Below are 24,552 nucleotides of genomic sequence, written 5' to 3'. Positions count from 1 at the left end.
TCAATGTCATCGGCGCGGACGCAAATCCTGCCGCGCCGATGACTGTTGGCAAGCAATCAGCCGATCATTCCAGTTCAATGGGCGACTGATCGCGCACAGCACCGCCGCGCTTCATGCCACTGTCCCAGGCAATGGAATAAGGTATGCCGCATTTTTCCCATGGCGCCGCTTCGTGCCGTGAAAACACACGGTTTCCCCGCTGTGAAGTCTGCCGTGACGGCCGATGGTTCACCCGCAACGCTCAGAACATGAACTCGTCCACCGGCGCGTAAAGCTGGCTGGGATTGTACCAGGCCGGGTCCATGTTGACGTTTTCAACCGACAGGGTGGTGCCGTCGTAGCGGTAGTATTCCCAGCCGGTTTCATAGGTGGCGGCGCGAAACACCAATTCGCCGTCGATGACATCCAGATTTGTGACACCGGACCCGCCGGGGCCATCTTCGATGTTGAAGACCAGTTCGTCGACGCCGGTGGTGCCGTCGATGCGCCAAAGCTCCTGACCATAGACGCCATCGTCGGCGGCGAAATAAAGGTCGCCGTTGAAGACGGTCAACTGCTGCGGGTTCGATCCCGCGCTGCCACTGTTGATGTCGGCCACAAGGCTGACAGTGCCGGTGGTGCCGTCCATCTTGTGCAATTCGGTGCCGCTGGCCGGATTATCAGCGGTGAAATACAGATCGCCGTTGAACGCAGTCAGCTCCGAGGGGTTCGAACTGGCGCTGCCGGGCTGGATGCTGGTCACCGTGGTGACGGTACCCGTGGTGCCGTCCATCTTGCGCAACTCGACCCCGGTGGTCACCGTTTCGGCGGTAAAATACAGATCGCCGGCAAACTCGGTCAGCTGCGAGGGGTTCGAACTGCCGATGCCCAGGTAAAGGTCCGCCACAAGACTGACCGTGCCGGTGGTGCCGTCCATCTTGCGCAATTCGGTGCCGATCGTGGCATCGCCCGCGCGGAAATAGAGGTCGCCGTTGAATTCGAACAGATTGCTGGCATAGGAGCTGCCGTTGCCGGCATAAATGTCGGCCACCAGGCTGACCGTGCCCGTGGTGCCGTCCAGCTTGCGCAGCTCGAAGCCATTGGTCGGATCGAAGGCCGAGAAATAGAGATCGCCGTTGAAGGCGGTCAGATCCATGGGGCTGGAACTGCCGCTGCCGCTGTTCAGATCGGCCGCAAGGCTGACCGTGCCGGTGGTGCCATCCAGCTTGCGCAATTCCACACCATTGGTCACGTCGAAGGCGGTAAAGTAGAGATCGCCGTTCAGGGTGGTCAACTGGCTGGGGCTGCTGCTGCCGCTGCCCAGGAAGATGTCGGCAACAAGGCCGATGTACCCGGTGGTGCCGTCCAGCTTGTGCAACTCGGTGCCGCTGCTTCCGTTCGTGGCGGTGAAATAGAGATCGCCGTTCAATTCGGTGAACAGGGCCGGGCTGGAAAACCCCGTGCCGGGGTTGATGTCGGCCACCATGCTGATCGTGCCGGTGACACCGTCGCGTTTGTACAACTCGGCACCGCTGGCCAGATCGTAGGCCGAGAAATAGGTGTCGCCGTTGAAGGCGAAAAACCCGGTGTTGGCGGCATTGGACGATGCGTCGTTGATCGGGGCGACCTTGGTGGTGGCCGTGCCGTCGTGAGAAAACAGGGCGTTGCCAGAGCCGTCATTGGCCTGGAACACCAGTTTTCCATCCACCACAGTCAATTCGCTGGAAAAGGAACTGCCGCTGCCCGCGAACAGGTCCGCCACGAGGCTGGTGGTGCCGGTGGTGCTGTCCAGCTTGCGCAACTCATAGCCACTGGTGGCGTCATAGGCGCTGAAATACAGGTCGCCATTGTATGCGGTCACATGCGCGATGTTGGAACTGGCGCTGCCGCTGTTCACATCCGCGGCAAGGGCGACCGCGCCGGTGGTGCCGTCCAGCTTGAACAACTCGGACCCATGGGTTGCATCCGTGGCGCGGAAGTACAGGTCGCCGTTCAGTTCCGTCAGCTCCGAGGGCGAAGCGCTGGCGCTGCCGGGGTTCAGGTCCGTTACCAGGCTGACGACGCCGGTGAGGCCGTCCAACTTGCGCAATTCGGACCCGTTGGCATCCGAGGCGGTGAAGTAGAGATCACCGTTGAACACGGTCAGGGCCGAGGGCGTCGAGCCGGCGCTGCCCGGATCAAGATCGGCCACAAGGCTGACCGCACCGGTGGTGCCATCCATCCGGCGCAATTCGATGCCGTTCGCGGCGTCCTTGGCGGTGAAATACAGATCCCCGTTGAAGGCTATCATCTGTGCCGGGTTCGAGCCGCTGGCGCCAGCGTTCAGATCGGCCACAAGGGTGACAGCGCCCGTGATGCCGTCCACTTTGCGCAATTCCTGCCCATTGGCCGGATCGCTAGCGCTAAAATAAAGGTCGCCATTGAAGGCAAACAGGTTCTTGGGGGCGGAGCCGCCGCTGCCGGGGTTCAGATCGGCCACTACGCTGACGACGCCGGTGGTGCCATCCATCTTGCGCAACTCGGTGCCATGGGTGGGATCACTGGCGGTGAAATACAGGTCGCCATCGAACGCCAGCAGGTTGGCGGGCGACGAGCCACCGCTGCCGGTGTTGATGTCGGCGACAAGGGAAATCGCACCCGTAGTGCCGTCCAGCTTGCGCATTTCGTTGCCATTGATCGGATCGCTGGCGGTGAAATACAGATCCCCGTCAAGTTCCGCGAAATTCTTGGGGAAGGTGCTGTCGGTGCCGGTGGCCGAGTCGGCAATCCGCCGGGCAACCCCGTCCTCGTCCAGCCCCCACAACTCGTAGCCGCCCGAGACGTCATAGCCCTGGTAGAACAGAACGTAGCGATCCGCGCCCGCGATGGTCACGGTCACTGTTGCCGTGTCGGTGCCGCCGTGGCCGTCGTCGATGGTATAGGTGAAGCTGTCCAGGGCGCTTTCGCCGCCGTGCAGGGCGTCGAACTGGCCATTTGGATCATAGGTGAAGGTGCCATCGCCGTTGTAGCTGACCAGTCCGCCTTCCACCGAAACCGCGTCGAAAGCCGTGATGGTCAGCGTGTCAGAAGTATCCGGGTCGCTGTCGTTTGCCAGCACGTTCACGGTCACGACGGTCGAGGCCTCTCCGGTCGTCGCCGTGTTGTCTTCCGCCGTGGGGCCATCGTTGGTGCCGGTGATGGTGATGGTCACGGTGGCGGTATCGGTGTCGCCACTGGCATCGGTTGCCAGATAGGTGAAGCTGTCGATCAGGGTCTCGCCCACCGCCAGCGCCTGCACGGCCGGATTGCCATTGTTCAGGCTGTAGGTATAGCTGCCATCGTCATTCAGGATCAGGCCGCCGAGGGCAGGGCCCGTCACAAGACTCACCGTGGCCGGAGCGTCCAGAAGGCTGTCGTTGTCGGTGACATTGCCGCTCAGGTCCGGCCCGTCTTCCGCGACGGCTGCCAGATCGTCGATTGCGATCGCCGGGGGGTCGGTGGGATCGACCGGGTTGCCATCGACATAGACCTCCAGGTTCTCCATCCGGTTCACCCGCAGTGTCTGGCCGTCGAAACAGGTGAAATAGAAGAACTCCTTTTCCGCTTCCTGGGTGCCACCCGACGTCGCATCGGACATGAACACCAGATAGGCCGCAAGCTGCGCCTGCACCTCGGGATCCAGCCAGTCCTCCGACGACATCAGAAGCCGAAGGGTGTCGTAGCCAAGGCCGCCATCGAGGGTATCGGTTTCGCCAGCATTGAGATCCACGTCGTAGAGCAGAACATCACTGCCCCGCCGTCCGCGCACCGTGTCACTGCCCGCACCACCCGAAAGCACGTCGTCGTCGCGCGTGCCTTGAATGTTTTCGTTTGCGGATGTGCCGTCGAGAATAATTCCGGACATAGGTAAGTCCCCCTTCAAGGTCATGCCTAAAAACAACTTAGAGGATACACAATCTTTACCTATGATTGTGTCGAGAAATAAACGGAATCGCGGTTATTGGGCGACGGAATTGTCGAAAATTACGTTTTTTGGACAGATTCCGGTCGCAGCATGGCCGCTATCCTGACCGTTGGGCAGAGGCGTCGATGGCTCTGACCGGCGGCCGTGTCAGAAACCGGCGACCCGCTCTGTCAGCCAGATCACCGACACGCCGCCGATGGCATAGCCCAGCAGTTTCGTGCCCGGTGCGCCGGGGGCGTGCAGCGTCCTGGCCAGCGCCGGAACCATCCGTCGCAACACCACGAACACTGCCAGAACGCCGGCAACGAAGGTCAGTTGACCCGCCTCGACCCCAAGGTTGAAAGCCAGCAGGGCCAGCGGGATGTCGCCTGAGGGCAGGCCGATTTCGGACAGGGCGCCCGCAAAGCCGAGCCCATGCAGCAGCCCGAACAGAAACGCGACGATCCATGGCGCATTCGCGGTGAGATAGGGCTTGCCGTCGCCTTGCTTCAGGATCTCCACCGCCAGCAGGACGATGGACAGGGCGATGGCGGCCTCGACCGGCGGCGAGGGCACCGACAGCAGCCCCAGCGAGGCTGCGGCCAGCGTGATGCTGTGCGCCACGGTGAAGGCCGTGATGGCCCCAAGCAGGCGCCCCGGCGACTGCACCAGCACCAACAGCGCGAAAACGAACAGCAGATGGTCCAGACCTTCCAGGATATGCTCCCAGCCCAGCACAAGATATTGCCAGAACACTGCAAGACCGGATAGCTGCACGGGAACCTCGAAGGCCGGGACGTCGGCGGTCAGGCGGGAGGTGATCACCGTGCCGTCAGCATTTTGCAGGCGCAGCAGAACGTCGGTCTGGGTGTTTTCCAGCCCATCGATGAGGATCGTGGCGCCCTGAAGCGTCTCGGAACAGTTCGCCTGCCATTGCGACACCCAGGCCTTGCCGTCGGTATAGGGGGTGGGCCCGGAAGCCGGTGTGCAGAATGCGGGCAGTTGTGCGTCGACCTCCATCGGCCTGCCGCTGACATCCGGCTTGCGCCAGAACACGCGCCAGCTTTGTCCGGTCACATTTTCCAGGCTCAGATAGCCGGGATCGAGCGCATGGGCGCGCGCCCCGCCGGGCGTTACCGCGAGGAGCAACGCCATCAGCACCCCGATTGCCGCCAGCCATCTCATTGCGTCAGGATGTCCGTCAAGGCTGCCGCATCGGGTACGGCAATGTCATAGGTGTCGCGCAACGCCGCCAGATATGCATCGGCAAGGATCTGCGCCTGCTCCCGGCGCCAGTCCGCAAGCACGATCTCGCGCACATCCGGCAGGGTTGGCAGCAGCGGTGCAACACGATTTTCGATCCGCACCAGATGCAGGCCGTATCCGGAACGGACCGGCCCCGCCCATGTGGCATCCGGCAGTTGTGCCGTCGCGGCAAAGAAGCCCGGGCCAAAAAGGCGGTCCACTTGCTGGGGATCGGCGGCTTGCATCCCGGCGGGCAGAAGTGAGCGGACGCCGATCAGGGCGGGATCCTGGCCCTCGGTCAACCGGTCGAGGCTTTGGCGGACCGTTTCCTCATCGGGGGCCTCTCCAAGATAGACCTGCTGGAAGGAGATCTGGCCGGGGAGTACGAACCGCTCGGGATTGCCCTGCAGATGCTGTTCCAGAACCGCATCCTCGGGCACCATTCGTTGCGATTCCGACTCCGTGAGAAACAGCATTTTCTGCCGCAGGCGATTGCGGATGACCGGATCATCGCGATCGAGCCCGAGCTTCAAGGCCTCGCGCACCAGTATTTCCTCGTCCAGATAGGAGGAAATCAGCGTATCGAGTTCTTCGCGGGCCGGCGGCCGGTTCCAGACGCCTTCGAACTGCCGGGCCAACGCACGCGCGTCCGCTTCGGAAACTGCGATGAATGTTGCTGAAGGGGGAGGAGGAGCCTCGTCGTCGTTTCGGATCTCGAAGACAACGAACAGGAGTACTGCGAACACGGCAAAATGCAGGAGTGGTTCGCGAAGAATGCGTGCCATGGATGTCACCAGCGTTACGGATGCCGCATGTGACGGACAGGTGGGACCGATTGCAAGGCCAAAACCTGCCCCACCTTGCTTGGTTGTGGCATCGCGGCAGGTGCAGGCGGTGAGAAGCGTGGTCGGGGATAGTTCGGCGCACGGTCCGAAGTTTTCCGTCCAGATCACAGGGGCTTCACGGCCGGCGATGGTCTGAGGTCGGCGATCATCACAGCGCCCCTTGCGCAGGGGCGCTGCTGCAATCGCCGACCATTCCGTTACGAGAACAGCATCCCGCCGTTGATGTCGACGTTGGTCCCGGTGAGATAGCCCGCGTCGTCGCTGGCAAGGTACAGCACCAGATTGGCCACGTCCTCGGGCACGCCCTGCCGCTTGAGCGGGGCTGCGGCTTCCAGACCGCGCCGACCCGCGTCGGGGGTGTGGATGTTGTGGAAATCCGTGTCGATCATGCCGGGGCACAGCGCGTTGACGCGAATGTCCGGGCCCAGTTCCTTTGCCAGACCACGGGTCATGGTCATGATGGCCCCCTTCGAGGTGGCATAGGGCACCGCGCCGTTGCCGCCGCCATCGCGGCCCGCCTGGCTGGCAATGTTGACGATGGCGCCTGCCGTCATGTGCTGAAGGCAGGCTTTGACCATCAGGAAGGTGCTGGTCACGTTCAGGTCCATCACCGCCTGCCAATGCTCAAGCGACATCTCGGAGATGGTCTTGCGCGCGATCAGGCCGCCCGCGTTGTTGACCAGAATATCGATGCCGCCGAACGTCTCGACGGTCTTGGCCACCAGGGCCTCCACATCCGCGGCCTTGCACAGATCGCCCTGCACCGCGATGGCCTTGCCGCCGTTGCGTTCGATCTCGGCCACGGTTTCCTCGGCCCCGGCGCTGCTGGCGAAATAATTGATCGCCACATTCGCGCCTTCCGAGGCAAGCTTGACCGCGCAGGCCCGCCCGATATCGCGGCCGCCGCCGGTAACGATTGCGGTTTTGGACTGAAGTTTCATCGTCGTGTGTTCCTGTCTTTTAGAGTCTGACCGCATCGCTGTGCATTGGGCCGTTCGGTTACCTATTTCCGGAGTTCGAGGAAATAGTCGAAGATTTCCGGAACGTTGCCGTCCCCCATACCCGCCGCCACGGCGGCCTCAAGATTGTGCGAGGTGCCTTCGGCAATCTCGGCGCGCGTGCCCAGATCCTCAGCCATCTTCAGGAAATAGCCCAGATCCTTGTTGGCGTTGTTGATCGAAAAGCCAAGGTCGCTGACGCCATCGACCGCGTAGTTCTTGCAGAACCCCATGAAGGGCGAGTTCGACGGTCCCGTCGACATGATCTCGTAAAGCTGCTGGCGATCGACCCCGGCCCGGTCGGCCACGGCAAACGCCTGGCTCATGGTGCAGACGGTGGTCATGCCCATGAAATTGTTGATCAGCTTGGTGGTGTGACCTGCGCCGAGCGCGCCGAGGTAGAAGACGTTTTCGCCCTGTTGGTCGAGCACTGGCTTGACCTTGTCGAAGGTCGCCTTGTCCCCGGCGGCCATGATGTTGAGCAACCCGTCCTTGGCGTGGGCCGGGGTGCGACCCAGCGGGGCGTCGACCATGCCCGCGCCCTTGGTGGCCAGATCGGCCCCGATCTTGCGGGTCGAGGCGGGGATGGAGGTGCCGAAATCGATCAGCACGGCGCCGTCCTTGATGCCTGCCAGGATGCCGTTGTCGCCATAGACGATCTTTTCCACGACCTCTGAGGTCGTCAGGCACAGCATCACGATGTCGCTGGCCGCCGCCAGTTCCCGGGGCGAGGTGGCTTCGGTGGCGTTGCCACGGGCCAGAACCGCGCCCACGGCATCCTTGTTGAGGTCCATCACAACCAGTTCAAACCCCCGGTTCTGAAGGTTCTCAACCATGTTGCCGCCCATGAGGCCGAGGCCAATGAAACCGATGACAGGTTTGGTCATGCCGTGTACTCCCTAAGTTTGTTCTTTTGTGCTTGTAGGTTCAGAGAAAATCTTCGCGATGTGGCGTGAAGACATCGAGCAGTGTGCCCGCTTCCAGACAGGTCGCCCCGTGGACGATGTTGGCTTGCTTGTACAGGGAGTCGCCGGCGGAAATGACGTAGGTCTCATCGCCGACGGTGAACTCGAACTTGCCCGAAATGACATAGGTGATCTGCTCGTGCGGATGGCTGTGACGCGCCGCCACCGTGCCAGTCTCGAAATGAACCTCGACGATCATCAGGTTGTCGTTGTAGGCGGCGACCTTTCGTGTCAGCCCGCCACCGGCATCAAACAGCTTGTTTTCAGCGCCGGGAAACAGGTTCTTTACGGTCATTGTCGGTCTCCGTGTCGTGCATTGCGGTGGAGGGGCGGCCACGGGGATCATGGTCCGCGCCCCGGTATCGGGTCAGGTCAGGTCTTGGCGAATTTCTTCATCACGACGCGGAAGGTGTTCTCCTCCGGATCGCTGAAGTAGAGGTCGGCGTCGTAGCCCTGATCGTCGAGGAAGTGGAAGATCCGCTTCGGTTCGCTCAGCTTGTAGGGCACCAGCAGCGTCGCGATGCGGTGCCGGGTGGCCTCGGGGTATTGCGCGTGCAGGCAGGTGCTGACCGGCAGACCTTCGTAGTCCGCCGGATCGACGCCCGGAAAACCGGTTTCCTGTGTCAATTGCGGCTTGCCGGCCTCGGACCAGATCACCTGGCCATAGAAGCCCGCGCGCTCGCCGGTATAGCGGAACGAGGTCTTGCCCAGATCGTAGGGGCCGTTGGCGTGCAGCAGCCAGTCCACCGAGACCGGGGTCTCGGCATCGACGCTGTCGACGATGACGAAATACGAATTGCGGACGAAATAGACCTCGCGCTCGGCCAGCATCACTTCGGGCGACAGGGTGCGGTAGGCCGGGGTGGCGTCGCCCTTGATATAGATGTGGTCGTCACGCTCCTCGGCGGTGATGATCCGACCGGTCGCGGCCATCGCCTTGGCCTTGTCCTTGTCGGCGTACTGGCCCTTGCCATTGATCAGGATGGCATTCTTGGACCGGGTCTGGCGCCGCCAGGTGCGATGCATGGACGAGTTGAAGGCCACGTAATAGCCGGACTGGATTGCCAGATCCTCGCCATAAGCCGCCATGCAGAAGGCGTTCTGATCGCCGTGGCTGTGGCTGATCGAGCCGAACTTGCTGGACTTGAACACGAACTGCACATGCTGGTCGGGATCGTCCATCGCGTGCTGGATTCCGACCCAGCCGATGCCCTTGAAGTGGCGCATGCCGCCTTCGGGGGGCGTGGCTTCGACAAAGGGAAAATCCGTGCGATAGACCAGTTCGTCAAACCGCGTGTCCCACCAGCCCCAGTTGTAGAAGGCCTTTTCGGTGCCGGGGTTCAGGCGCAGGTTTTCATCGCAGTACCATTGGTAGGCGCCGTTGCCGGTGACGCCTGCGAACTGGCGCATGTTCAGCCCGGTCTTGATCGCGGGCAGGTCGCCTTGCGTGCTGTCGTCGCCAAAGGTGGCGCGGCGCGTGTTCGGGGCCTTGCAGAACAGCGGGAAATCCCCGGTCTTCTGGAAGAAGGGCCGCTTGTAGATGTCGATCCCGGAAAAGGATTTCAGGCGGTTGGCGGCGTCGATCAGATAGGCGATGCCCATCATCCAGTAATTCGTGCCCTCGGCCCAGCCGCCATCGCTGTCGCCCCAGGGGGTGTAGACGGTGAACAGGAACTCGACGCAGTAATCCAGCCAGACGCGGGCCTCGTCATCCTCGTCGTCGCCCAGAAGCGCGATGCAGGCGGGCACCAGCGTCAGCGAGACCGAGCGCACCGCGTGGCTGTCATAGGGAAACAGGTGGATCTTGGCGTTCAGGATCGCGTGTTCGGCAATGTCGCGGGTCCGTTCCAGCAGGGCAGTGCGCACGATCTTGCGCTCGTCCGCGTCCATGTGGTCGTACAGCCAGTCATAGCCCCAGGCCAGCGCGTTGTTCACGCGGTAGGCCCATTCGTCGGTATAGGCGCGCGAGGTGACCCCCATCGGATCCCAGCTTGCGGCCTCCAGCAGCCATGCCTTGGCGCGGTCCAGCATCGCGGCATCACTGGTGACCGTGCCGCCGATGGCCAGATGCCGGATGGCGTACCACAGTTCCTGAAGATCGATATAGGTCTGGCGCCAGACCGGGGCAGTCCGCGTGTGGTTGGGATAACCGGCAGGCTCTTTCATCACTTCGCGGTCCATCCACGGCAGGACGGACCCCTCATAGAAGGTGGACCAGGTGCAATGGTCCGGGTCGGACTCGACGGCCTTGCGGAAGTCGACCAGACGATCGGGCGTCATCCAGAGCCGCGGATGCGCGGTGGTGGAGGCGGCAAATCGCGTGGCCCGCGAGGGCAGGGGCGTTTCGGGCAGGCCTTCGGCAAGGGTGAAGCTGCGGGTGGTGCTCCAGCCGGTGACGGGCTTTCCGGCCGCGTCGCAGACCGCATAGGACCAATGGTACTCCCCCGGCGCGAAGACGGCATCGGGGGTGAAGAAGTTCACCGGGATATTGGCGAAGACCCGGGTTTCCTTGGCGGGGAATTTCGCGTTCTGCGAAATGCGCAGCACGTAGTGCGCCTCGTCCTCGATCACCGGCAGCCACGTGAAGCGCGGCGGGTTTTCCGCCACATCAGAGTCGGACGTCGGGGCATATTGGATCGTCAACCGGCCCGCCTTGGGTTCGTCGAGCTTGGGATGGGAGGTGGCGAGCATAGATAAGATCCTTGCATGTCAGATGTTTGGGGGAAATGCGCGTGGCCAGCCAGATCAGGCCACGCGCTTGATACGGCCGGGGAGGTCAGCCGTACTGACGGGCGTAGGCCGAGTTCATGACGTCCAGAACCTTCTGGTAGCCCATCTTGTCGAGGGTCGAGATGTAGGAATCCCAGTCCTCCACGACGTTGCCGCTGCCAAGGATCCACGCCTGATTGCGCTCCAGCATGTAGGTCCGGATCGACGGCCAGTACTTGTCGTAGACCGCCTGTTCGTCCTTGTTGAAGGCCACGCCCAGGAACTGGTCGACCAGCAGGTCTTCGGTATCATAAAGCTCGATCCCTTCGCGCGCCGCCGGCGAGGTCCACTGCCATTCGTAACGGTAGTCCTGCGGGTAGCCGCGATAGACCTGCGCGCCTTCCAGATACATCTGGCTGTTCACCGGCGTGTCGGAGTTCAGCACTTCCGGTTTGTAGATCGGCTCGCCATCCACCATGTCCCAGGTCTTGCCTTCAACACCGAAGTTGGCCAGCAGCGCGCCTTCCTCGGAGAACCAGAAGTCGAAGTACTTGATGGTCTCGACAGGGTGCTCGTTGGTGTAGGAAATCGCCCAGCCGTCGGGTTTGATCGGAATGCGGCGGTGCTCTTCCATCCGCACCCCACCCGCCGATGCCGGCGGCAGGAACGGGATGAAGTTGAAGCCCTCGATCTTGTCGGCCAGCGCCGCGTTGTAGCCGCTGGTCGAGGCGAACCAGTCATGGGTCACACCGCCCAGGTTCTCGCCCAGCAGGAAGTCGCGCGAGGACGAACCGCGGGTGAAGATCTCGGCGTCGATCAGGCCTTCTTCGTACCATTTCGCAATGTTCGCAATCCCGTCGCGATAGGCTTCCTGCGCATAGGGATGCGCGATCTGGCCGTCGTCGGTGACGTAGAAGTCGTGGTAGATGTCCGACCCGGACGAGCGGGCATCCCACAGCGTCAGCAGCCGGTTCACTTCTTCCCAGTCGCGGGCAAAGTAGGGGACTTCGTCCTTTTCGCCGTTGCCGTTCGGGTCCTGGTCGCGGAAGGCCACCAAGACCTCGTAAAGCTCATCGACATTCTGCGGTTGTGCGAGGCCGAGCGCATCGAGCCAGTCCTGACGGACGAACCATGCCCGACCGTATTTCCCGTCCGGCAGGTAGGGGATGTAGTAGTAATTGCCGTCATAGGCCGAGATCGCTTCCTTCAGGCCCGGATGCTCTTCCCAGAACTTCTTGATGTTCGGGGCATGCTCATCCACCAGCTCGTTGAGCGGCAGGAAGGCACCCTCGGGGCCGTACTGGTTGACCGGCTGCCGGATCAGGTTGCCGCCGACGATGTCGGGCAGGTCGCCTTTCGCCAGAAGCAGGTTCATCGCCTCGTTGTTGTCGGTCGTGTTGCGACCGGAAGTTTCGTCAACGAGGTGAATGTTGGTCCGTTCGCGGGCAACCTCCTCGACCGGGTAGAGCGTGTTGGTGTCGCCACCGGGACCGTAGCCCTGGGCACGCGGCCAGTGCATGTGGATCGTCAGTTCCAGTGGCTTGTCGACGATCGGCAGTTGGCCATCGGCGAAGACGGGTGCCGTCAAGGCGGTGGTGCCAAGGATGGCGAGAGACAGTTTGAACGTTCGCATGGAGTCCTCCCTTAATGCGATGTTTTCTGGTTATTCCTTCACCCCACCCAGCAGGATGCCCTTGCTGAAGTACTTCTGAAGGAAGGGGTAGATCAGCAGGATCGGGATGATCGAGCAGACGATGATCGCGGCGCTGACGGTTTCGAACGAATAGGCCGCAGACAGGAGCGATGTGGCGAATTCCTCGTCATCGGACAGTTCGGCGATGACCTTGCGCAGATAGACCTGCAGCGGAATTTTCTCTTCATCCTGTAGCAGCACCATGGCCCAGAATAAGCCGTTCCAGCGCGACACGATGCAGAACAGCGCGACGGTGGCGATGGCCGGTTTCGACAGCGGCACATAGACCTTCCACAGCACCTGGAACTCGTTGGCGCCATCCATCCGGGCGGCTTCTTCAAAGCTCTGCGGGATGCCTTCGAAGAAGTTGCGCAGCAGGATGATGTTGAAGCCGTTGACCGCGAAGCCGATGATGATCCCGAAGTAGCTATCCAGCAGACCCAGGTCGCGCATGTTCAGGAAGAACGGGATCATCCCGGCGTGGAACCACATGGTGAAGGCCACCATCAGGTTCCAGAACCGCCGACCGTACAACTGCGGCCGCGACAGGGCATAGGCGCCGGGGATGATGAACGCGAGGCTCATCAAGGTGCCGCCGATGGTGTAGATGAAGGTGTTCTTGTACGAACTCCAGAACAGCGGCTCGCTCAGCACCTGTTTGTAGGCTTCCAGCGTGAACCCGACCGGGGTCAGGGTCACATTGCCGGCGCGGGCCTCGAAGCCTGTGCTCATCGACAGCGAAGCGATGTAGATGAACGGATAGAGCGTCGAGATCGTGAACAGTCCGATCAGGACCATGTTGGTGACGACGAACAGTTTGTCGCCACGCGAATAGAGGTTCATGTTCAGCATTTGCCTGGCCTCCTCACCACAGCGACGTGCGCGAATAGCGCTTGGAGATGGTGTTTGCAGTCATCACCAGAACGAAGGCGACCACGGCGTTGAACAGTCCTGCAGCACCGGCCAGATCGTATTGACCGCCCTGGATGCCCTGCCGGTAGATGAAGGTGTTCACCACATCCGCCGTCTCGTAGGTTGCAGGCTGATAGAGCAGGATGATCATCTCGAAGCTGACTTCCAGCATGTTGCCGATGCGGATGATCAGCATGATGATGATGGTCGGCAGGATCGATGGCACGGTGATCTTCCACACCATCTGCCAGCGGCTGGCGCCGTCCACGACTGCGGATTCATACAGCGTGGGAGAGATGCCCGCGATCGCGGCAAGGTAGACGATGGATTGGAACCCTGCTTCTTGCCAGATCGAGGTGCCGACAAAGATCGGGCGGAACCATTCTGATTTGGTCAGGAAGTAGATCGGTTCCAGCCCGAACCACCCCATCACCGTGTTCACGATCCCTGCCGAGGGCGAGAAGGCCGTGATGACGATCCCCGCGATGATCACCGAACTGATGAAGTGCGGTAGATAGACGATGGTCTGCGCCGTCTTCTTGAAGGTCTGGTGCAGGATCTCGTTGAACATCACCGCAAGGATGATCGGCATGGGAAAGCCGAAAATCAGGCTCAGCATGCTGATGTAGATGGTGTTGCGCAGGGCGCGCAGGAACTGGTCGTTCCCGAACAGGGTCTGGAAGTGTTCGAATCCGACCCAGGGGCTGGCCGCGAGGCCGCGGAAAACGCTGTAGTCCTTGAAGGCGATCTGCAGCCCGTACATCGGCTTGTAGAGGAAGACCAGCAGCCATAGAATTGTCGGGATCAGCAACAGGTAGAGCTGCCATTCCCGCTTCAGATGATCGCCCACGCGTTCGATGCGACCGGGCTTGCGACGGCGCAGCGCCTCTTTGGCCTCGGTGACGAGACTCTCTGTGCTCTGGCCGGTGAAATTCGGATCGCTGCTCATGACTTCGTCCCCTGACCGGGCAGCGCGGCACCGCTTTCTGCGTCAAAGACACGGATCAGGTCCGGTTCGATGGTGAAGCCGGAAATGTCCCCCAGCATGCCCAGATGGCCGAGGGTCTCGGTCCGGATGACGAAGGGGTCGCCCTGCAGGCTGGCGTGAATCAGCGCCTCCGAGCCCAGCGTTTCCACCAGATCCACATCGACATTGACGCAGCCGGGCGTGCCGTTTGCCGCGACGGTCACGAACTCGGGACGAATGCCCAGGGTCACCGCCTTGCCCACCGAATTCTGAAGCGCGGGAATTTGCGCCAGCGGCAGGCTTTGACCGTCAAACTCGGCGACGGGCCCCTGATCTCCGGCAACGATCCTGGCCTTGACCATGTTCATCGGCGGCGAGCCAAGGAAGGACGCGACGAAGGTGTTGGCCGGATTCAGGAACAGATCCATCGGCGAGCCGACCTGTTCGATGCGTCCGTCGTGCATGACGACGATCCGGTCGGCCAATGTCATGGCTTCGACCTGGTCGTGAGTCACATAGATCGAGGTCACGCCCAGCCGCTTGTGCAGCCGCTTGATTTCGGCGCGCATCTGGGTGCGCAGCTTGGCATCGAGGTTGGACAGCGGCTCGTCGAACAGGAAGACCTTGGGGCGGCGCACGATGGCGCGGCCCATGGCAACCCGCTGACGCTGGCCACCGGACAGGTCGGCCGGGCGGCGATCCAGATAGGGTGTCAGGCCAAGGATTTCTCCGACCTCGTCCACCGACGAGGCGATGGTTTCCTTGCTTTCCTTGCGGATGCGCAGGCCGAAGGCGATGTTGTCCGCCACATTCAGATGGGGGTAAAGCGCGTAGTTCTGAAACACCATCGCCACGTCGCGATCCTTGGGCGCGACGCGGTTCACGAAGCGCCCGTCGATCGTCAGTTCCCCGTCCGAGATCTCCTCGAGTCCTGCGATCATGCGCAGCGTTGTCGACTTGCCGCAGCCCGACGGGCCGACAAGGACGACGAATTCCTTTTCCTGCACCTCCAGGTCGATCCCGTGGACCACCTGAACCGCACCGTAGGCTTTAATGATTCCCTTGAGACTGACTCCGGACATGTTCCCTCCCAACTGATTGCGCCCACCCCCGTGACCCGGTTCGGCCACGCGCATGATTCGGCGCTCGATGAAAACTGGTATACTAGTAATCGGGCTGGTATACTAGTTTAAAATGCTGTAGACATGTTCGGGATTAACGATTGAGCAGTAACTGACAGACCGTTTTCAGGAAGGCAGACATCATGGTTCAGGCAACCCAGCTTGGCGCACGGAGGACCAGCGTCGACGAAATTTTCGACTATCTGCATGACGAGATCCTGTCGCTGCAGCTGAGGCCCGGCGACAAGATTTCCGAGGCCGATATCGCGGCCCAGTTCGGCGTATCGCGGCAACCGGTGCGCGATGCCTTCAGTCGCCTCGCGAACCTCGACATGCTGCTGATCCGCCCTCAGCGCGCCACGGAAGTGAAACGCTTTTCCATGCGTGAGATCGAAAAATCCCGCTTTGTCAGGGCCTCGGTCGAAAAAGAGGTGCTGCGGCGCGCGTCCGAGAATTGCGATGCCGGCAATGCGGCGGAACTGGACGCGGCCCTGGCGCAGCAGGAGGTCGCCATCGAAAAGCGCGACGTCGAGGGTTTCGGTAAACTGGACTATGAGTTTCACCGCACGCTCTGCAACATCGCCAAGGCCGATTTCGCGTTCGACGTGATCATGACAGAGAAGGCCAAGGTCGACCGGCTTTGCCTGTTGAGCCTGTCGAAAGAGGACCGCATGCCCGAACTGGTGGCGGATCACCGCGCCATCGCCGAGGCCGTCAAGGCCCATGACGCCGAACGGGCGATTGCCGCCGGGGTGCTGCATCTGTCGCGGCTGGATGACACCATCCGCGCGATCACCGAAACCAACGCCAGCTATTTCGAACCGACGCCGCAGTAATCACGCTTTGGCCCGACCGGGCCTGACAGACCGCAAGCAATCCGCCGGAGTGCCCCGACGGGTCTTGCAGTGATGGACATTCATGACAATCAATCCCCCGCGTGACACCTTGCCCGCTCCGAACTTCGGGGCGCGCAACATCTTCAACCTGGCCTGGCCGATGACGCTGAAAGCCATCATCCTGCACGGGACGGTGGTCATTGACGCTTATCTGGTGTCGTCCCTGGGCGAAACCGCGCTGGCCGCCATGGGGCTGGCCGCCGCAATCGCGGGGTTCGTGCTGGGTGGTATCCTGGCGTTTTCGAATGCGATGCAGATCCGCACGGCCCAGGCCTTTGGCACCAACGATCCCGTGTTCCTGAAATCGGTTCTGGTGTCGGGCATGGGGATCAGCCTGGCGGTCGGCAGCATCGGCCTGTTGGTGATCTCGCTCTTCGGGGGCAGGCTTCTTGCCGCAATGGCCCCCACGGACGAGGTGGTCGGACTGGCGATCAACTATCTTGCGGTGTTCTCGCTGGTCATCCTGGGCGAGGCGGTGGGGCAGTGCTTGTCGAGCTTCTTCAATGGCTGCGGTCGGACAAAACTGCCGCTGTACAGTTTCTGTCTGTCCCTTCCGATAAATGTGGCAGCCAGCATCGTGTTGATCCACGGACTGTTCGGTCTGCCCGCCTTCGGGGTGACCGGTGCCGCCATGGGCAGCGCCATCGCGGTGTGCGTGCAGGTCGGGTTTCTGGTCTGGCGGCTGGTGCGCCTTGACGGTCATCTGCGCCACGTCGCCGGTTGGCGCAATGGAACGTTGAACGCAACGATCAGACGACACCTTGCCTTTTCCCTGCCCATCGCGGCGACATTCTTCAGCGCGACCTTCGCCGCCCAGTTCTGCACCCTGATCTATGCCAAGATGAGCCTGAACGAATTCGCGGCCATGACGATCATCGCGCCGTGGATCATGGTTGCAGGCACCATCGGGATGCAATGGGCGCAGGCGTCGGGCATCATCGTGGCCCAGCTTCTCGGGCAACGGCAGCCCGAGGCGGTGCTGGACCGGTTCCTTGGCAGCGCCTGGCGCGGCGCCTTCGTGGCGGCGGCCTGCGTTGCACTGGTCTACAGCGGGGTTTGCCTGTCTGCCGGCGTGTTGTATTCGGATCTGAGCGTCGAGACCCGCGCCTATCTTCTGAGCTTTCTACCGATCCTGCTGATTATGCCGTTTCCCAAGTGTTCCAACGCCATTTGCGGCAACACGCTGCGCGCCAGTGGCGACACGATCTATGTCATGCATGTCTTCATCTGGTCGCAATGGCTGTTCCGCGTCCCGGCCACGGCGATCGCGGTCCTGTACTTTCAGGTGCCGGTCTTCTGGGTCTTGTCACTCCTGTTGCTGGAAGAATTCGTCAAGTTTCCGGCCTTTCACAGACGCCTGCTCAAAGGCGACTGGAAACGGGCAGAACTGGCGGCGTGATCCGGGGCCGGGATAATTCCCGGCCCATTCGCGTTCCCACCGCAAGACTTCGCACCCGGATGCCGACGGATCGGCGTCAGGGCCGCTATGTCAGTAGTTCCACATGGTCCCGTCTTCCAGCCGCACCACCGGGTGACTGCCGGGCGCATAGGTGTAGCGCGCGGCCTCAGCCTCGTCGAAATCCACACCCAGACCCGGTGCGTCGCTGACATACACCATGCCGTTCTCCATCCGATGCTCTGACGGGAACAGCGCGTCGCATTCGGGGGTGCCCAACACCAGGTATTCCTGCACGCCGAAATTCGGGGCCCAGGCATTCAGGTGATGCTGGGCGGCCATGGATATGGGCGAATGGCTGGGTGCGCCGTGGAACCCTGTGCGCACGTTGTGCAGGCCCGCCAGATCGACGATTCGCTTCAGCGGCGTGATGCCGCCGGCATAGGTCGCGGCCAGCCGGATGAAGTCGATCAGCTCGTTCTCGATCAGCTTGTTGCAGTCCCAGATCGAATTGAACACCTCGCCGATGGCGATAGGGGTCGTCGAATGCTGACGGATCAGCCGCAGCGCGTCCTGATTCTCGGCGGGGGTCGGGTCTTCCATCCAGAACAGGCGCACGGGTTCCACGGCTTTGGCGAATTCCGCGGCTTCACGCGGCAGCAGCCGGTGATGAACGTCGTGCAGGATATGCACATCCGGGCCGAAACGGTCGCGAATCTCGGCCAGCGCGCCGGGCATGTAGCGCATGTATTTGTCGGTGTCCCAGATCTCGACCTTGGGTCGGATGCCGGTGTAGTCGGTGATATAGTTCTGCGCGCTGCCCTTCTTTTCAGGCACCGCATAACTGGCCGTGGGCATGCCGGGAATGCCGCATTGCACGCGGATCGCCTTGTAGCCCTCTTCGACATACTGGGCGATGGAGTCCATCAGGTCTTCCAGGTCGGCGCCGGTGGCATGGGCATAGACCATCGCGCCGTCCCGACTCTTTCCGCCGAACAACTGGTACAGCGGCATGTTCGCCAGTTTGCCCTTGATGTCCCACAGCGCCATGTCGATGGCGCCATAGGCGGCCATGGCGATCGGGCCGCCCCGGAAATAGGCGCCACGATAGAGGAACTGCCAGATGTCCTCGCTGTTGCGCGGGTCCATCCCAATCAGGTTCGGGATCAGGAAATCTTGCAGATATTTCGCAGGCAGCGTTTCGCGGTTGTTCAGCGTGGCATCGCCAAGCCCGTAGACGCCCTGATCGGTTATGATCTTCAGGGTGACGTAGTTCTTCTTCGGTCCGCCAACAAAGACCTTTGCATCGGTGATTTTCACAGGCTTGTTCCCTTCAGGTCAGTTCGGACACATCGGCCCAGGTGTCGCTCGTGCGGATCAGATCAATGATCTGCTGGTACTGGCTACCCTCGGCAAAGGTGGGGTAGGGGTCGACTACATCGCCCCGGATGTCCCCCACGAAGTCGCGGGCAAGAACATGCCAGCATTGCTCGGTTTCGCCGGCTACATCCGGGATGGCGGCAGCTATATCGTCAGGCAGGGGCAGGGCGGTCCAGGTCTTGTCTTCGCCATAGAAATGAAGCTGTCCGCTGCCGTAGTGGCCTTCCAGGTAGATCGCCCCCTTGGTGCCGTAGAACACGATGTGATCCTCGTGGAACCGTGGCACCAGCCCGCCGTGCTTGAACAGAACCGACACCGGGCGTTCCGCCAGGCCACTGTCGATTTGGGCCATGACCGTGTAGGACCATTCGACGTTGCTGTCGCCCCATTGCAGCTTGGGGTCGTCCAGAACCCTGGGGATGAAATCGCGGCGGGTGGCGAAATTGTGCACGCCTTCGACAATCGGCGCGCGGAGCAGGTCGTCGCGCACGTCTCCGGCGATCCGGGTGATCCTGTCGCCGACTACGGCTGTCACAATGGACAGCGTATGGGTGAAATTGTTGTTGAGCCGTCCGCCGCCATCCTCGACCCGGTGCGACCAGCCAAAGGGAATCTCGCGCTCGAGATTGAAATGCGAGATGCATTCGACCTCGGTCGGCTCGCCGATCGCACCCTCTGCGACAAGGCGGCGGGCGTGCTGCACGCTGGCGGTGTAGCGGAAACTGGCGGCGAAGGCGGTCTTGACGCCCTTGTCCTGCGCCAGCGCATGAAGCTCCCGCGCGGTCGATCCCGAGGTGGTCATCGGCTTGTCGCAGAACACGTGACAGCCCTGGGCGATGGCCAGCTTGATGGGGTCGTAATGCGCGCCGCCAGGTGTGGCGATGGACACGATGTCAGGGGCGCATGTTTCCAGTGCCGCAGCCCAATCGGTGCCCGCATAGGGGATTCCCAGCTTCTGGGCCACCTCTTCCACAACGGCCTTGTTGCGTCCGACCATTCCGACAACCTCAGCGCCCGCAGCGCGGAAGGCCTCGGCGTGGCCCGTGCCCGCAAAGCCCGTCCCGTAAACCAGGACCTTGAATTTTTCCGTCATGCGCTTGTTCCCCCGATTGACAGTTAGATGACTAGTATACTAGAATCACCTTGTCTCGGGCGCAATCCCGGAACGGTCCATGGACAGCAGGAAACCACGCCAGCAAAGGCTTTCTCGTCGTCGGAAATAAATTTCTTGACAGGACTGATATGCTAGTAGCCTATATGGGCATCCGCATGTTGGAGGACGTGCTGGCGGTGGCATTATGTGGGGGAATGCAAGCTGACGGAGGTGTCAGCGCACTCATTCCAACGGGCCACATGTCGAAAGTAAACAAGAGGGAGGATCTCATGTATCAGAAACTTGGCGCATCAATCGTCGGAGCCGTGACAGCCGTCACATTGCTGGGCTCTGCCGCGATGGCAGACAACTGGCGGGGCTGGAATATCCATGTCGATGGGTATCCGAACACCGTTGCAATGGACAAATTCGCCGAACTTCTCGCCGAGAAGACGGATGGCGAAATCACCCTTCAGATGTTCCACGGCGGCACGCTGGGTAACCAGTCCGACGCCATCGAACAGGTGCGTCTGGGCGCGCTGGAGGTTGCCAACTTCAACCTCGGCCCGATCGGGCCGATCGCGGCCGAGGCGAATGTTGTCTCGCTGCCGTTCATCTTCAAGGACGTCCCGCACATGTTCCGGGTGCTGAACGGTGAAGCCGGGCAGCTCATTGCAGATGGTATGGCGGCCAAGGGTCTTGTGCCGCTGGCATGGTACGACGCCGGCGCCCGGTCGTTCTACAACGGCCAGAAGCCGATCAACGTGCCCGGGGATGTGGCCGGCATGAAGGTGCGGGTCATGAACAACGACCTGTATTCCGGCATGATCTCGGAACTGGGCGGCAACCCGTCGCCGATGGCCTTCGCCGAAGTCTACCAGTCGCTCAAGACCGGTGTCGTGGATGGGGCTGAAAACAACTGGCCGTCTTACGAATCGACCGGCCATTTCGAAGTTGCAGGCTACTACTCGCTCAGCCAGCACCTCATCATTCCGGAGTGCCTGTGCATCAATTCAGATGTGTACAATGGCCTGTCGGACGAGATGAAGGTGGCGGTGAAAGAAGCGGCGATGGAATCGGCGGCGCTCCAGCAGGAGCTTTGGGCGGCACGCGAAGCCTCCAGCCGTGAAATGGTCGAAAAGGCGGGTGCCATCACCAACGAAATCGCCGACAAGACCGCGTTCCAGGAAGCCATGGTGCCGGTTTACGAGGCGTATCTGTCGGCCAACCCCGATCTGCGCCCGCTGGTCGAGCTGATCCAGTCCACCGAGTAAATCTGTTCATGCGCGGCCCCGCGGATTGCCCGCGGGGCCGCCATCACTTGAGGGACATTTCATGAGCGATGCGAACGCCCACACGCCGGCCAGAGATTTTCTGCGGCCGGTCGAGAAGCTGCTCGACGCCGTTGCCCAGGCCTGCCGGATAATCACGGGTGTGTCGCTGGTGGTGCTGACGGTGATCTTCGGCTGGCTGGTCTTCGGCAGGTACGTATTGAACGCCACGCCCACATGGGTCGAGCAGGCGGCCCTGCTGCTGACGATGGTCATCGCCTTTCTGGGCGCTGCGGTGGGTGTGCATGAGGACACCCATCTGTCGGTCGTTGCCTTCCGCACCTATGTCCCGCGCTGGCTGCGCACCGTGTTCGTTATCATGACCGATGTCTTCATGGCCGGTTTTGGCCTGCTGATGCTGATCTACGGAGCCCAGCTTACGGCCTTCAAATGGGGATCCATGATCCCGCTCATCCAGCTTCCCGAAGGGCTCAGATCGCTGCCCCTGACCATAGGAGGCGGCCTCATCACGTTGTTTGCGCTGGCACATCTGGCGCGCCTCGCGCTGGGTCGCGACCTGCGCAGCGACATCATACAGTAAGGCTCCTCAATGGGACTTTTCCTTCTTCTCGGCCTGTTCGCGCTTTGTGTCGTGATCGGCCTGCCAGTCGCCTTTGCGCTTGGCATCTCGGCGCTTGCAGCCTTTGCCTTCGAAGGCTTGCCACTGATGGTCGGCTTCCAGCGGATCATCTCGGGGATCAACGTCTTTTCGCTGATGGCGATCCCCTTCTTCATTTTCGCGGGCGAGCTGATGTTCCACGGCGGCATCGCCATGCGGCTGGTGAAGTTCGCCTCTGCCGCCGTCGGCGCGGTCCGAGGCGGGCTGGGCATCGTGAACGTGTTCTCCTCCATGCTGTTCGGGGGCATCTCGGGCTCGGCCGTGGCCGATATCTCGGCGCTGGGATCGATCCTGGTGCCGGTGATGAAGGAAAAGGGCTATGACGCCGACTACGCGGTCAATGTCACCGTGACCTCCTCTATCGCCGGCATCATCATCCCGCCCAGCCACAACATGATCATCTTCGCCATCGCGGCGGGCGGCGGCATCTCGATCTCGAAGCTGTTCCTCTCGGGCGTCGTACCCGGCATCCTGATGTGCTGCTGCCTTGCAACGGCGGCCTATATCGTCGCCGTGAAACGCGGCTACAAGGCCGAGAAATTCCCCGGCTGGACCGCGCTGATGATGGCCTTCCTCGGGGCGCTGCCGGGCCTGTTGACGGCGGTGATCATCGTGGGCGGCGTTCTGTCGGGCGTGTTCACGGTGACCGAGTCGGGGGCATTCGGCGCCATCTACGCGTTTCTTGTCACGCTTCTGGTCTATCGCAGCATCACCTGGACCAACTTCCGCACCGCTGTAGCGCAGTCGGTCCGCACAACCTCGATGGTGATGATCCTGATCGCCTGTGCCGGGGCCTTCGCCTATATGTTGACCTTCTACAGGGTGCCGGACAAGACCGTGGACCTGCTGACCGGGCTCACCGACAATCCCATTCTCATCCTGCTGATGATCAACCTCGCGCTTCTGGTGCTGGGAATGATCATGGACATGGCCGCGCTGATCCTGATCTGTACGCCGATCTTCCTGCCGGTCGCTGTCAGCCTGGGCGTCGACCCTTACCAGTTCGGGATGATCCTGTTGGTCAACCTCGGGCTCGGGCTGTGCACGCCCCCGGTCGGATCGTGCCTGTTCGTGGGGTGCGCGGTTGGCAAGCTGCCGATGGAAAAGGCGGTCCGCACGATCTGGCCGTTTTACATCGCGATCCTCGTGGCTCTGATGCTGATTACGTTCATTCCGGCCGTATCGCTGACATTGCCGGCATTGCTGGACCCGTAAAATCCGGTGTGCGCGGGAACGGCGGCACCGTGTGAAACGTAACGAGTTTGTGGCGTGGGTCGACGGACCCGCGCCACTTTTCTATCAGTCCAGTGCGAAATCGTCAGCCTGCATCGCCGTGGAGTACCTCGGCCACTGGCGGGGGAGACGGCTTTCGTCTTTGGCATATATATGCAAAGAGCCATCGCAGAAGCGCCAACCCGGAGGCATCACCGCGTCGCGGTTCTCGCCGCCCGCAGTTCGAAGATGCAAGACATGGATCTAGCCCGCCACGCCAGATTGTCCGTCGCCCCGATGATGGACTGGACCGACCGGCACTGCCGCTATTTCCATCGGCTGCTGTCGAAGGAGACACTGCTCTATACCGAGATGGTGACGGCCCCCGCGCTGGTGCACGGCGGCGCGCTGCATCTGTTGCGCTTCGATCCGGCGGAGCAGCCGGTGGCGCTGCAACTGGGCGGGTCGGTGCCCTCCGAACTGGCCCAAGCGGCGCGGCTGGGCGCGGCCCATGGTTACGGCGAGATCAATCTCAATGTCGGCTGTCCGTCGGACCGGGTCCAGTCCGGCGCGTTTGGCGCGGTTCTGATGAAGGATCCCGGTCTGGTGGCCGACTGCGTGTCGGCTATGGCCGAGACTGCCGGTCAGGCCGAGATCACGGTCAAATGCCGGATCGGGGTAGACGATCAGGTGCCCGACGAGATCTTGCCGAACTTCCTTGAAACCATCCGCGCCGCTGGAATTCGCCGGGTGACAATCCACGCCCGCATGGCCTGGCTGAAAGGTCTCAGCCCCAAGGAAAACCGCGAGGTTCCGCCGCTGAACTATCCGCTGGTGCTGGAGATGAAACGCGCCTTTCCGGACCTGCACATCTCGGTTAACGGCGGTATCACATCTCTGGATCAAGCCGAAACCTTCCTGGCCGAGGGGCTGGACGGGGTGATGATCGGGCGATCCGCCTACCATGCACCCGCCGACATTCTGGCGCAGGCCGATGCCCGTATTTTCGGCGGGCAGGCGCGCGCTGACCCGGTGGCGGTGGCCCAAACCATGATCCCGTATGTCGAGCATCATCTGTCTGAAGGCGGGCGGGTGCATTCTGTGACCCGGCACATGCTGGGGCTGTTTGCAGGCCGTCCCGGTGCCCGCGCGTGGCGGCGGCATCTGTCCGAAGCCGCCAGCCGTCCCGAAGCCGACGCCCGGATCATTCAGGAAGCCCTGGACCTCATGCACGACGTGGCTTCGGTTGCGGCGGAATAGGTAACCTGC

At 61.8% G+C, this 24,552-nt stretch carries 19 protein-coding genes; 6 read left to right on the top strand and 13 right to left on the bottom strand.

The features are described from left to right. Positions 1-241: 241 nt before the first annotated feature. The 11 genes from AB0T83_RS06365 to AB0T83_RS06315 form a co-directional block, all read right to left on the bottom strand. On the bottom strand, positions 242-3,862 hold the full coding sequence (locus tag AB0T83_RS06365; RefSeq protein WP_366192202.1) for a cadherin-like domain-containing protein: 3,621 nt from the start codon (positions 3,860-3,862) through the stop codon (positions 242-244). A gap of 207 nt (positions 3,863-4,069) precedes the next feature. Beyond that, the gene (locus tag AB0T83_RS06360) at positions 4,070-5,086 is read right to left on the bottom strand and encodes a HupE/UreJ family protein (RefSeq protein WP_366192201.1); all 1,017 of its coding nucleotides are present in this window, start codon (positions 5,084-5,086) and stop codon (positions 4,070-4,072) included. Further along, positions 5,083-6,099, bottom strand: a complete 1,017-nt coding sequence (locus tag AB0T83_RS06355) for a peptidyl-prolyl cis-trans isomerase (protein ID WP_366192200.1) — start codon at positions 6,097-6,099, stop codon at positions 5,083-5,085. Before AB0T83_RS06355 ends, AB0T83_RS06360 begins: the two co-directional genes overlap by 4 nt. Before the next feature lie 89 nt (positions 6,100-6,188). After that, on the bottom strand, positions 6,189-6,932 hold the full coding sequence (locus AB0T83_RS06350) for an SDR family NAD(P)-dependent oxidoreductase (protein WP_366192199.1): 744 nt from the start codon (positions 6,930-6,932) through the stop codon (positions 6,189-6,191). A gap of 62 nt (positions 6,933-6,994) precedes the next feature. Continuing rightward, positions 6,995-7,876: an NAD(P)-dependent oxidoreductase gene (locus tag AB0T83_RS06345; RefSeq protein WP_366192198.1), complete on the bottom strand. Its 882-nt coding sequence runs from the start codon at positions 7,874-7,876 to the stop codon at positions 6,995-6,997. A gap of 40 nt (positions 7,877-7,916) precedes the next feature. Further along, positions 7,917-8,249: a cupin domain-containing protein gene (locus tag AB0T83_RS06340; protein WP_366192197.1), complete on the bottom strand. Its 333-nt coding sequence runs from the start codon at positions 8,247-8,249 to the stop codon at positions 7,917-7,919. A gap of 77 nt (positions 8,250-8,326) precedes the next feature. Continuing rightward, on the bottom strand, positions 8,327-10,645 hold the full coding sequence (locus tag AB0T83_RS06335; protein WP_366192196.1) for a heparinase II/III domain-containing protein: 2,319 nt from the start codon (positions 10,643-10,645) through the stop codon (positions 8,327-8,329). 85 nt (positions 10,646-10,730) lie between these two features. Next, positions 10,731-12,296, bottom strand: a complete 1,566-nt coding sequence (locus tag AB0T83_RS06330) for an extracellular solute-binding protein (protein WP_366192195.1) — start codon at positions 12,294-12,296, stop codon at positions 10,731-10,733. A 30-nt stretch (positions 12,297-12,326) separates the two neighbouring features. Beyond that, a complete protein-coding gene (locus AB0T83_RS06325) occupies positions 12,327-13,208 on the bottom strand; it encodes a carbohydrate ABC transporter permease (protein ID WP_366192194.1) in 882 nt (293 codons plus the stop codon). A 13-nt stretch (positions 13,209-13,221) separates the two neighbouring features. Beyond that, positions 13,222-14,217 (bottom strand): ABC transporter permease, encoded by a 996-nt coding sequence (locus AB0T83_RS06320; protein WP_366192193.1) that lies wholly within the window; start codon positions 14,215-14,217, stop codon positions 13,222-13,224. Beyond that, entirely contained in the window at positions 14,214-15,317 is a 1,104-nt protein-coding gene (locus AB0T83_RS06315; RefSeq protein ID WP_366192192.1) for an ABC transporter ATP-binding protein, read from the bottom strand. Before AB0T83_RS06315 ends, AB0T83_RS06320 begins: the two co-directional genes overlap by 4 nt. 182 nt (positions 15,318-15,499) lie before the next feature. Between AB0T83_RS06315 and AB0T83_RS06310 the strand changes: the two genes are divergently transcribed. After that, positions 15,500-16,192 carry a GntR family transcriptional regulator gene (locus AB0T83_RS06310; RefSeq protein WP_366192191.1) on the top strand — a complete coding sequence of 231 codons (693 nt, stop codon included), beginning with the start codon at positions 15,500-15,502 and terminating at the stop codon, positions 16,190-16,192. An 82-nt stretch (positions 16,193-16,274) separates the two neighbouring features. Beyond that, positions 16,275-17,651 carry an MATE family efflux transporter gene (locus AB0T83_RS06305; RefSeq protein WP_366192190.1) on the top strand — a complete coding sequence of 459 codons (1,377 nt, stop codon included), beginning with the start codon at positions 16,275-16,277 and terminating at the stop codon, positions 17,649-17,651. Between the two features lie 90 nt (positions 17,652-17,741). On the opposite strand, the gene manD is transcribed toward AB0T83_RS06305, so the two are convergent. Both manD and AB0T83_RS06295 read right to left on the bottom strand, forming a co-directional pair. Next, positions 17,742-18,968 carry a D-mannonate dehydratase ManD gene (manD, locus tag AB0T83_RS06300; protein WP_366192189.1) on the bottom strand — a complete coding sequence of 409 codons (1,227 nt, stop codon included), beginning with the start codon at positions 18,966-18,968 and terminating at the stop codon, positions 17,742-17,744. 13 nt (positions 18,969-18,981) lie between these two features. Beyond that, the gene (locus AB0T83_RS06295; RefSeq protein ID WP_366192188.1) at positions 18,982-20,121 is read right to left on the bottom strand and encodes a Gfo/Idh/MocA family protein; all 1,140 of its coding nucleotides are present in this window, start codon (positions 20,119-20,121) and stop codon (positions 18,982-18,984) included. Between the two features lie 290 nt (positions 20,122-20,411). On the opposite strand from AB0T83_RS06295, the gene AB0T83_RS06290 reads away from it, so the two are divergent. The 4 genes from AB0T83_RS06290 (at position 20,412) to dusA (ending at position 24,543) form a co-directional block, all read left to right on the top strand. Then, positions 20,412-21,395 (top strand): TRAP transporter substrate-binding protein, encoded by a 984-nt coding sequence (locus AB0T83_RS06290; RefSeq protein WP_435891149.1) that lies wholly within the window; start codon positions 20,412-20,414, stop codon positions 21,393-21,395. A gap of 61 nt (positions 21,396-21,456) precedes the next feature. Then, positions 21,457-21,993 (top strand): TRAP transporter small permease, encoded by a 537-nt coding sequence (locus AB0T83_RS06285; protein WP_366192186.1) that lies wholly within the window; start codon positions 21,457-21,459, stop codon positions 21,991-21,993. Positions 21,994-22,002: 9 nt separating this feature from the next. Further along, positions 22,003-23,286, top strand: coding sequence for a TRAP transporter large permease (locus AB0T83_RS06280; RefSeq protein ID WP_366192185.1), 1,284 nt, complete (start codon positions 22,003-22,005; stop codon positions 23,284-23,286). A 255-nt stretch (positions 23,287-23,541) separates the two neighbouring features. Beyond that, the gene (gene dusA, locus AB0T83_RS06275; protein WP_366192184.1) at positions 23,542-24,543 is read left to right on the top strand and encodes a tRNA dihydrouridine(20/20a) synthase DusA; all 1,002 of its coding nucleotides are present in this window, start codon (positions 23,542-23,544) and stop codon (positions 24,541-24,543) included. Positions 24,544-24,552: the final 9 nt, after the last annotated feature.

Origin of the sequence: Meridianimarinicoccus marinus (genome assembly GCF_040689105.1) — a bacterium.
Classification (GTDB): domain Bacteria; phylum Pseudomonadota; class Alphaproteobacteria; order Rhodobacterales; family Rhodobacteraceae; genus Meridianimarinicoccus; species Meridianimarinicoccus marinus.
Note: the sequence above shows the minus strand (reverse complement) of the source record. Positions and strands in the feature narration are given on the sequence as shown.

Excerpts from the sequence above, each read along its gene's own strand:
- AB0T83_RS06365 (WP_366192202.1), bottom strand. The coding sequence starts at position 3,862 with ATGTCCGGAATTATTCTCGACGGCACATCCGCAAACGAAAACATTCAA.
- AB0T83_RS06360 (WP_366192201.1), bottom strand. The coding sequence starts at position 5,086 with ATGAGATGGCTGGCGGCAATCGGGGTGCTGATGGCGTTGCTCCTCGCG.
- AB0T83_RS06350 (WP_366192199.1), bottom strand. The coding sequence starts at position 6,932 with ATGAAACTTCAGTCCAAAACCGCAATCGTTACCGGCGGCGGCCGCGAT.
- AB0T83_RS06345 (WP_366192198.1), bottom strand. The coding sequence starts at position 7,876 with ATGACCAAACCTGTCATCGGTTTCATTGGCCTCGGCCTCATGGGCGGC.
- AB0T83_RS06340 (WP_366192197.1), bottom strand. The coding sequence starts at position 8,249 with ATGACCGTAAAGAACCTGTTTCCCGGCGCTGAAAACAAGCTGTTTGAT.
- AB0T83_RS06335 (WP_366192196.1), bottom strand. The coding sequence starts at position 10,645 with ATGCTCGCCACCTCCCATCCCAAGCTCGACGAACCCAAGGCGGGCCGG.
- AB0T83_RS06330 (WP_366192195.1), bottom strand. The coding sequence starts at position 12,296 with ATGCGAACGTTCAAACTGTCTCTCGCCATCCTTGGCACCACCGCCTTG.
- AB0T83_RS06325 (WP_366192194.1), bottom strand. The coding sequence starts at position 13,208 with ATGCTGAACATGAACCTCTATTCGCGTGGCGACAAACTGTTCGTCGTC.
- AB0T83_RS06320 (WP_366192193.1), bottom strand. The coding sequence starts at position 14,217 with ATGAGCAGCGATCCGAATTTCACCGGCCAGAGCACAGAGAGTCTCGTC.
- AB0T83_RS06315 (WP_366192192.1), bottom strand. The coding sequence starts at position 15,317 with ATGTCCGGAGTCAGTCTCAAGGGAATCATTAAAGCCTACGGTGCGGTT.
- AB0T83_RS06310 (WP_366192191.1), top strand. The coding sequence starts at position 15,500 with ATGGTTCAGGCAACCCAGCTTGGCGCACGGAGGACCAGCGTCGACGAA.
- AB0T83_RS06305 (WP_366192190.1), top strand. The coding sequence starts at position 16,275 with ATGACAATCAATCCCCCGCGTGACACCTTGCCCGCTCCGAACTTCGGG.
- AB0T83_RS06295 (WP_366192188.1), bottom strand. The coding sequence starts at position 20,121 with ATGACGGAAAAATTCAAGGTCCTGGTTTACGGGACGGGCTTTGCGGGC.
- AB0T83_RS06290 (WP_435891149.1), top strand. The coding sequence starts at position 20,412 with ATGTATCAGAAACTTGGCGCATCAATCGTCGGAGCCGTGACAGCCGTC.
- AB0T83_RS06285 (WP_366192186.1), top strand. The coding sequence starts at position 21,457 with ATGAGCGATGCGAACGCCCACACGCCGGCCAGAGATTTTCTGCGGCCG.
- AB0T83_RS06280 (WP_366192185.1), top strand. The coding sequence starts at position 22,003 with ATGGGACTTTTCCTTCTTCTCGGCCTGTTCGCGCTTTGTGTCGTGATC.
- dusA (WP_366192184.1), top strand. The coding sequence starts at position 23,542 with ATGGATCTAGCCCGCCACGCCAGATTGTCCGTCGCCCCGATGATGGAC.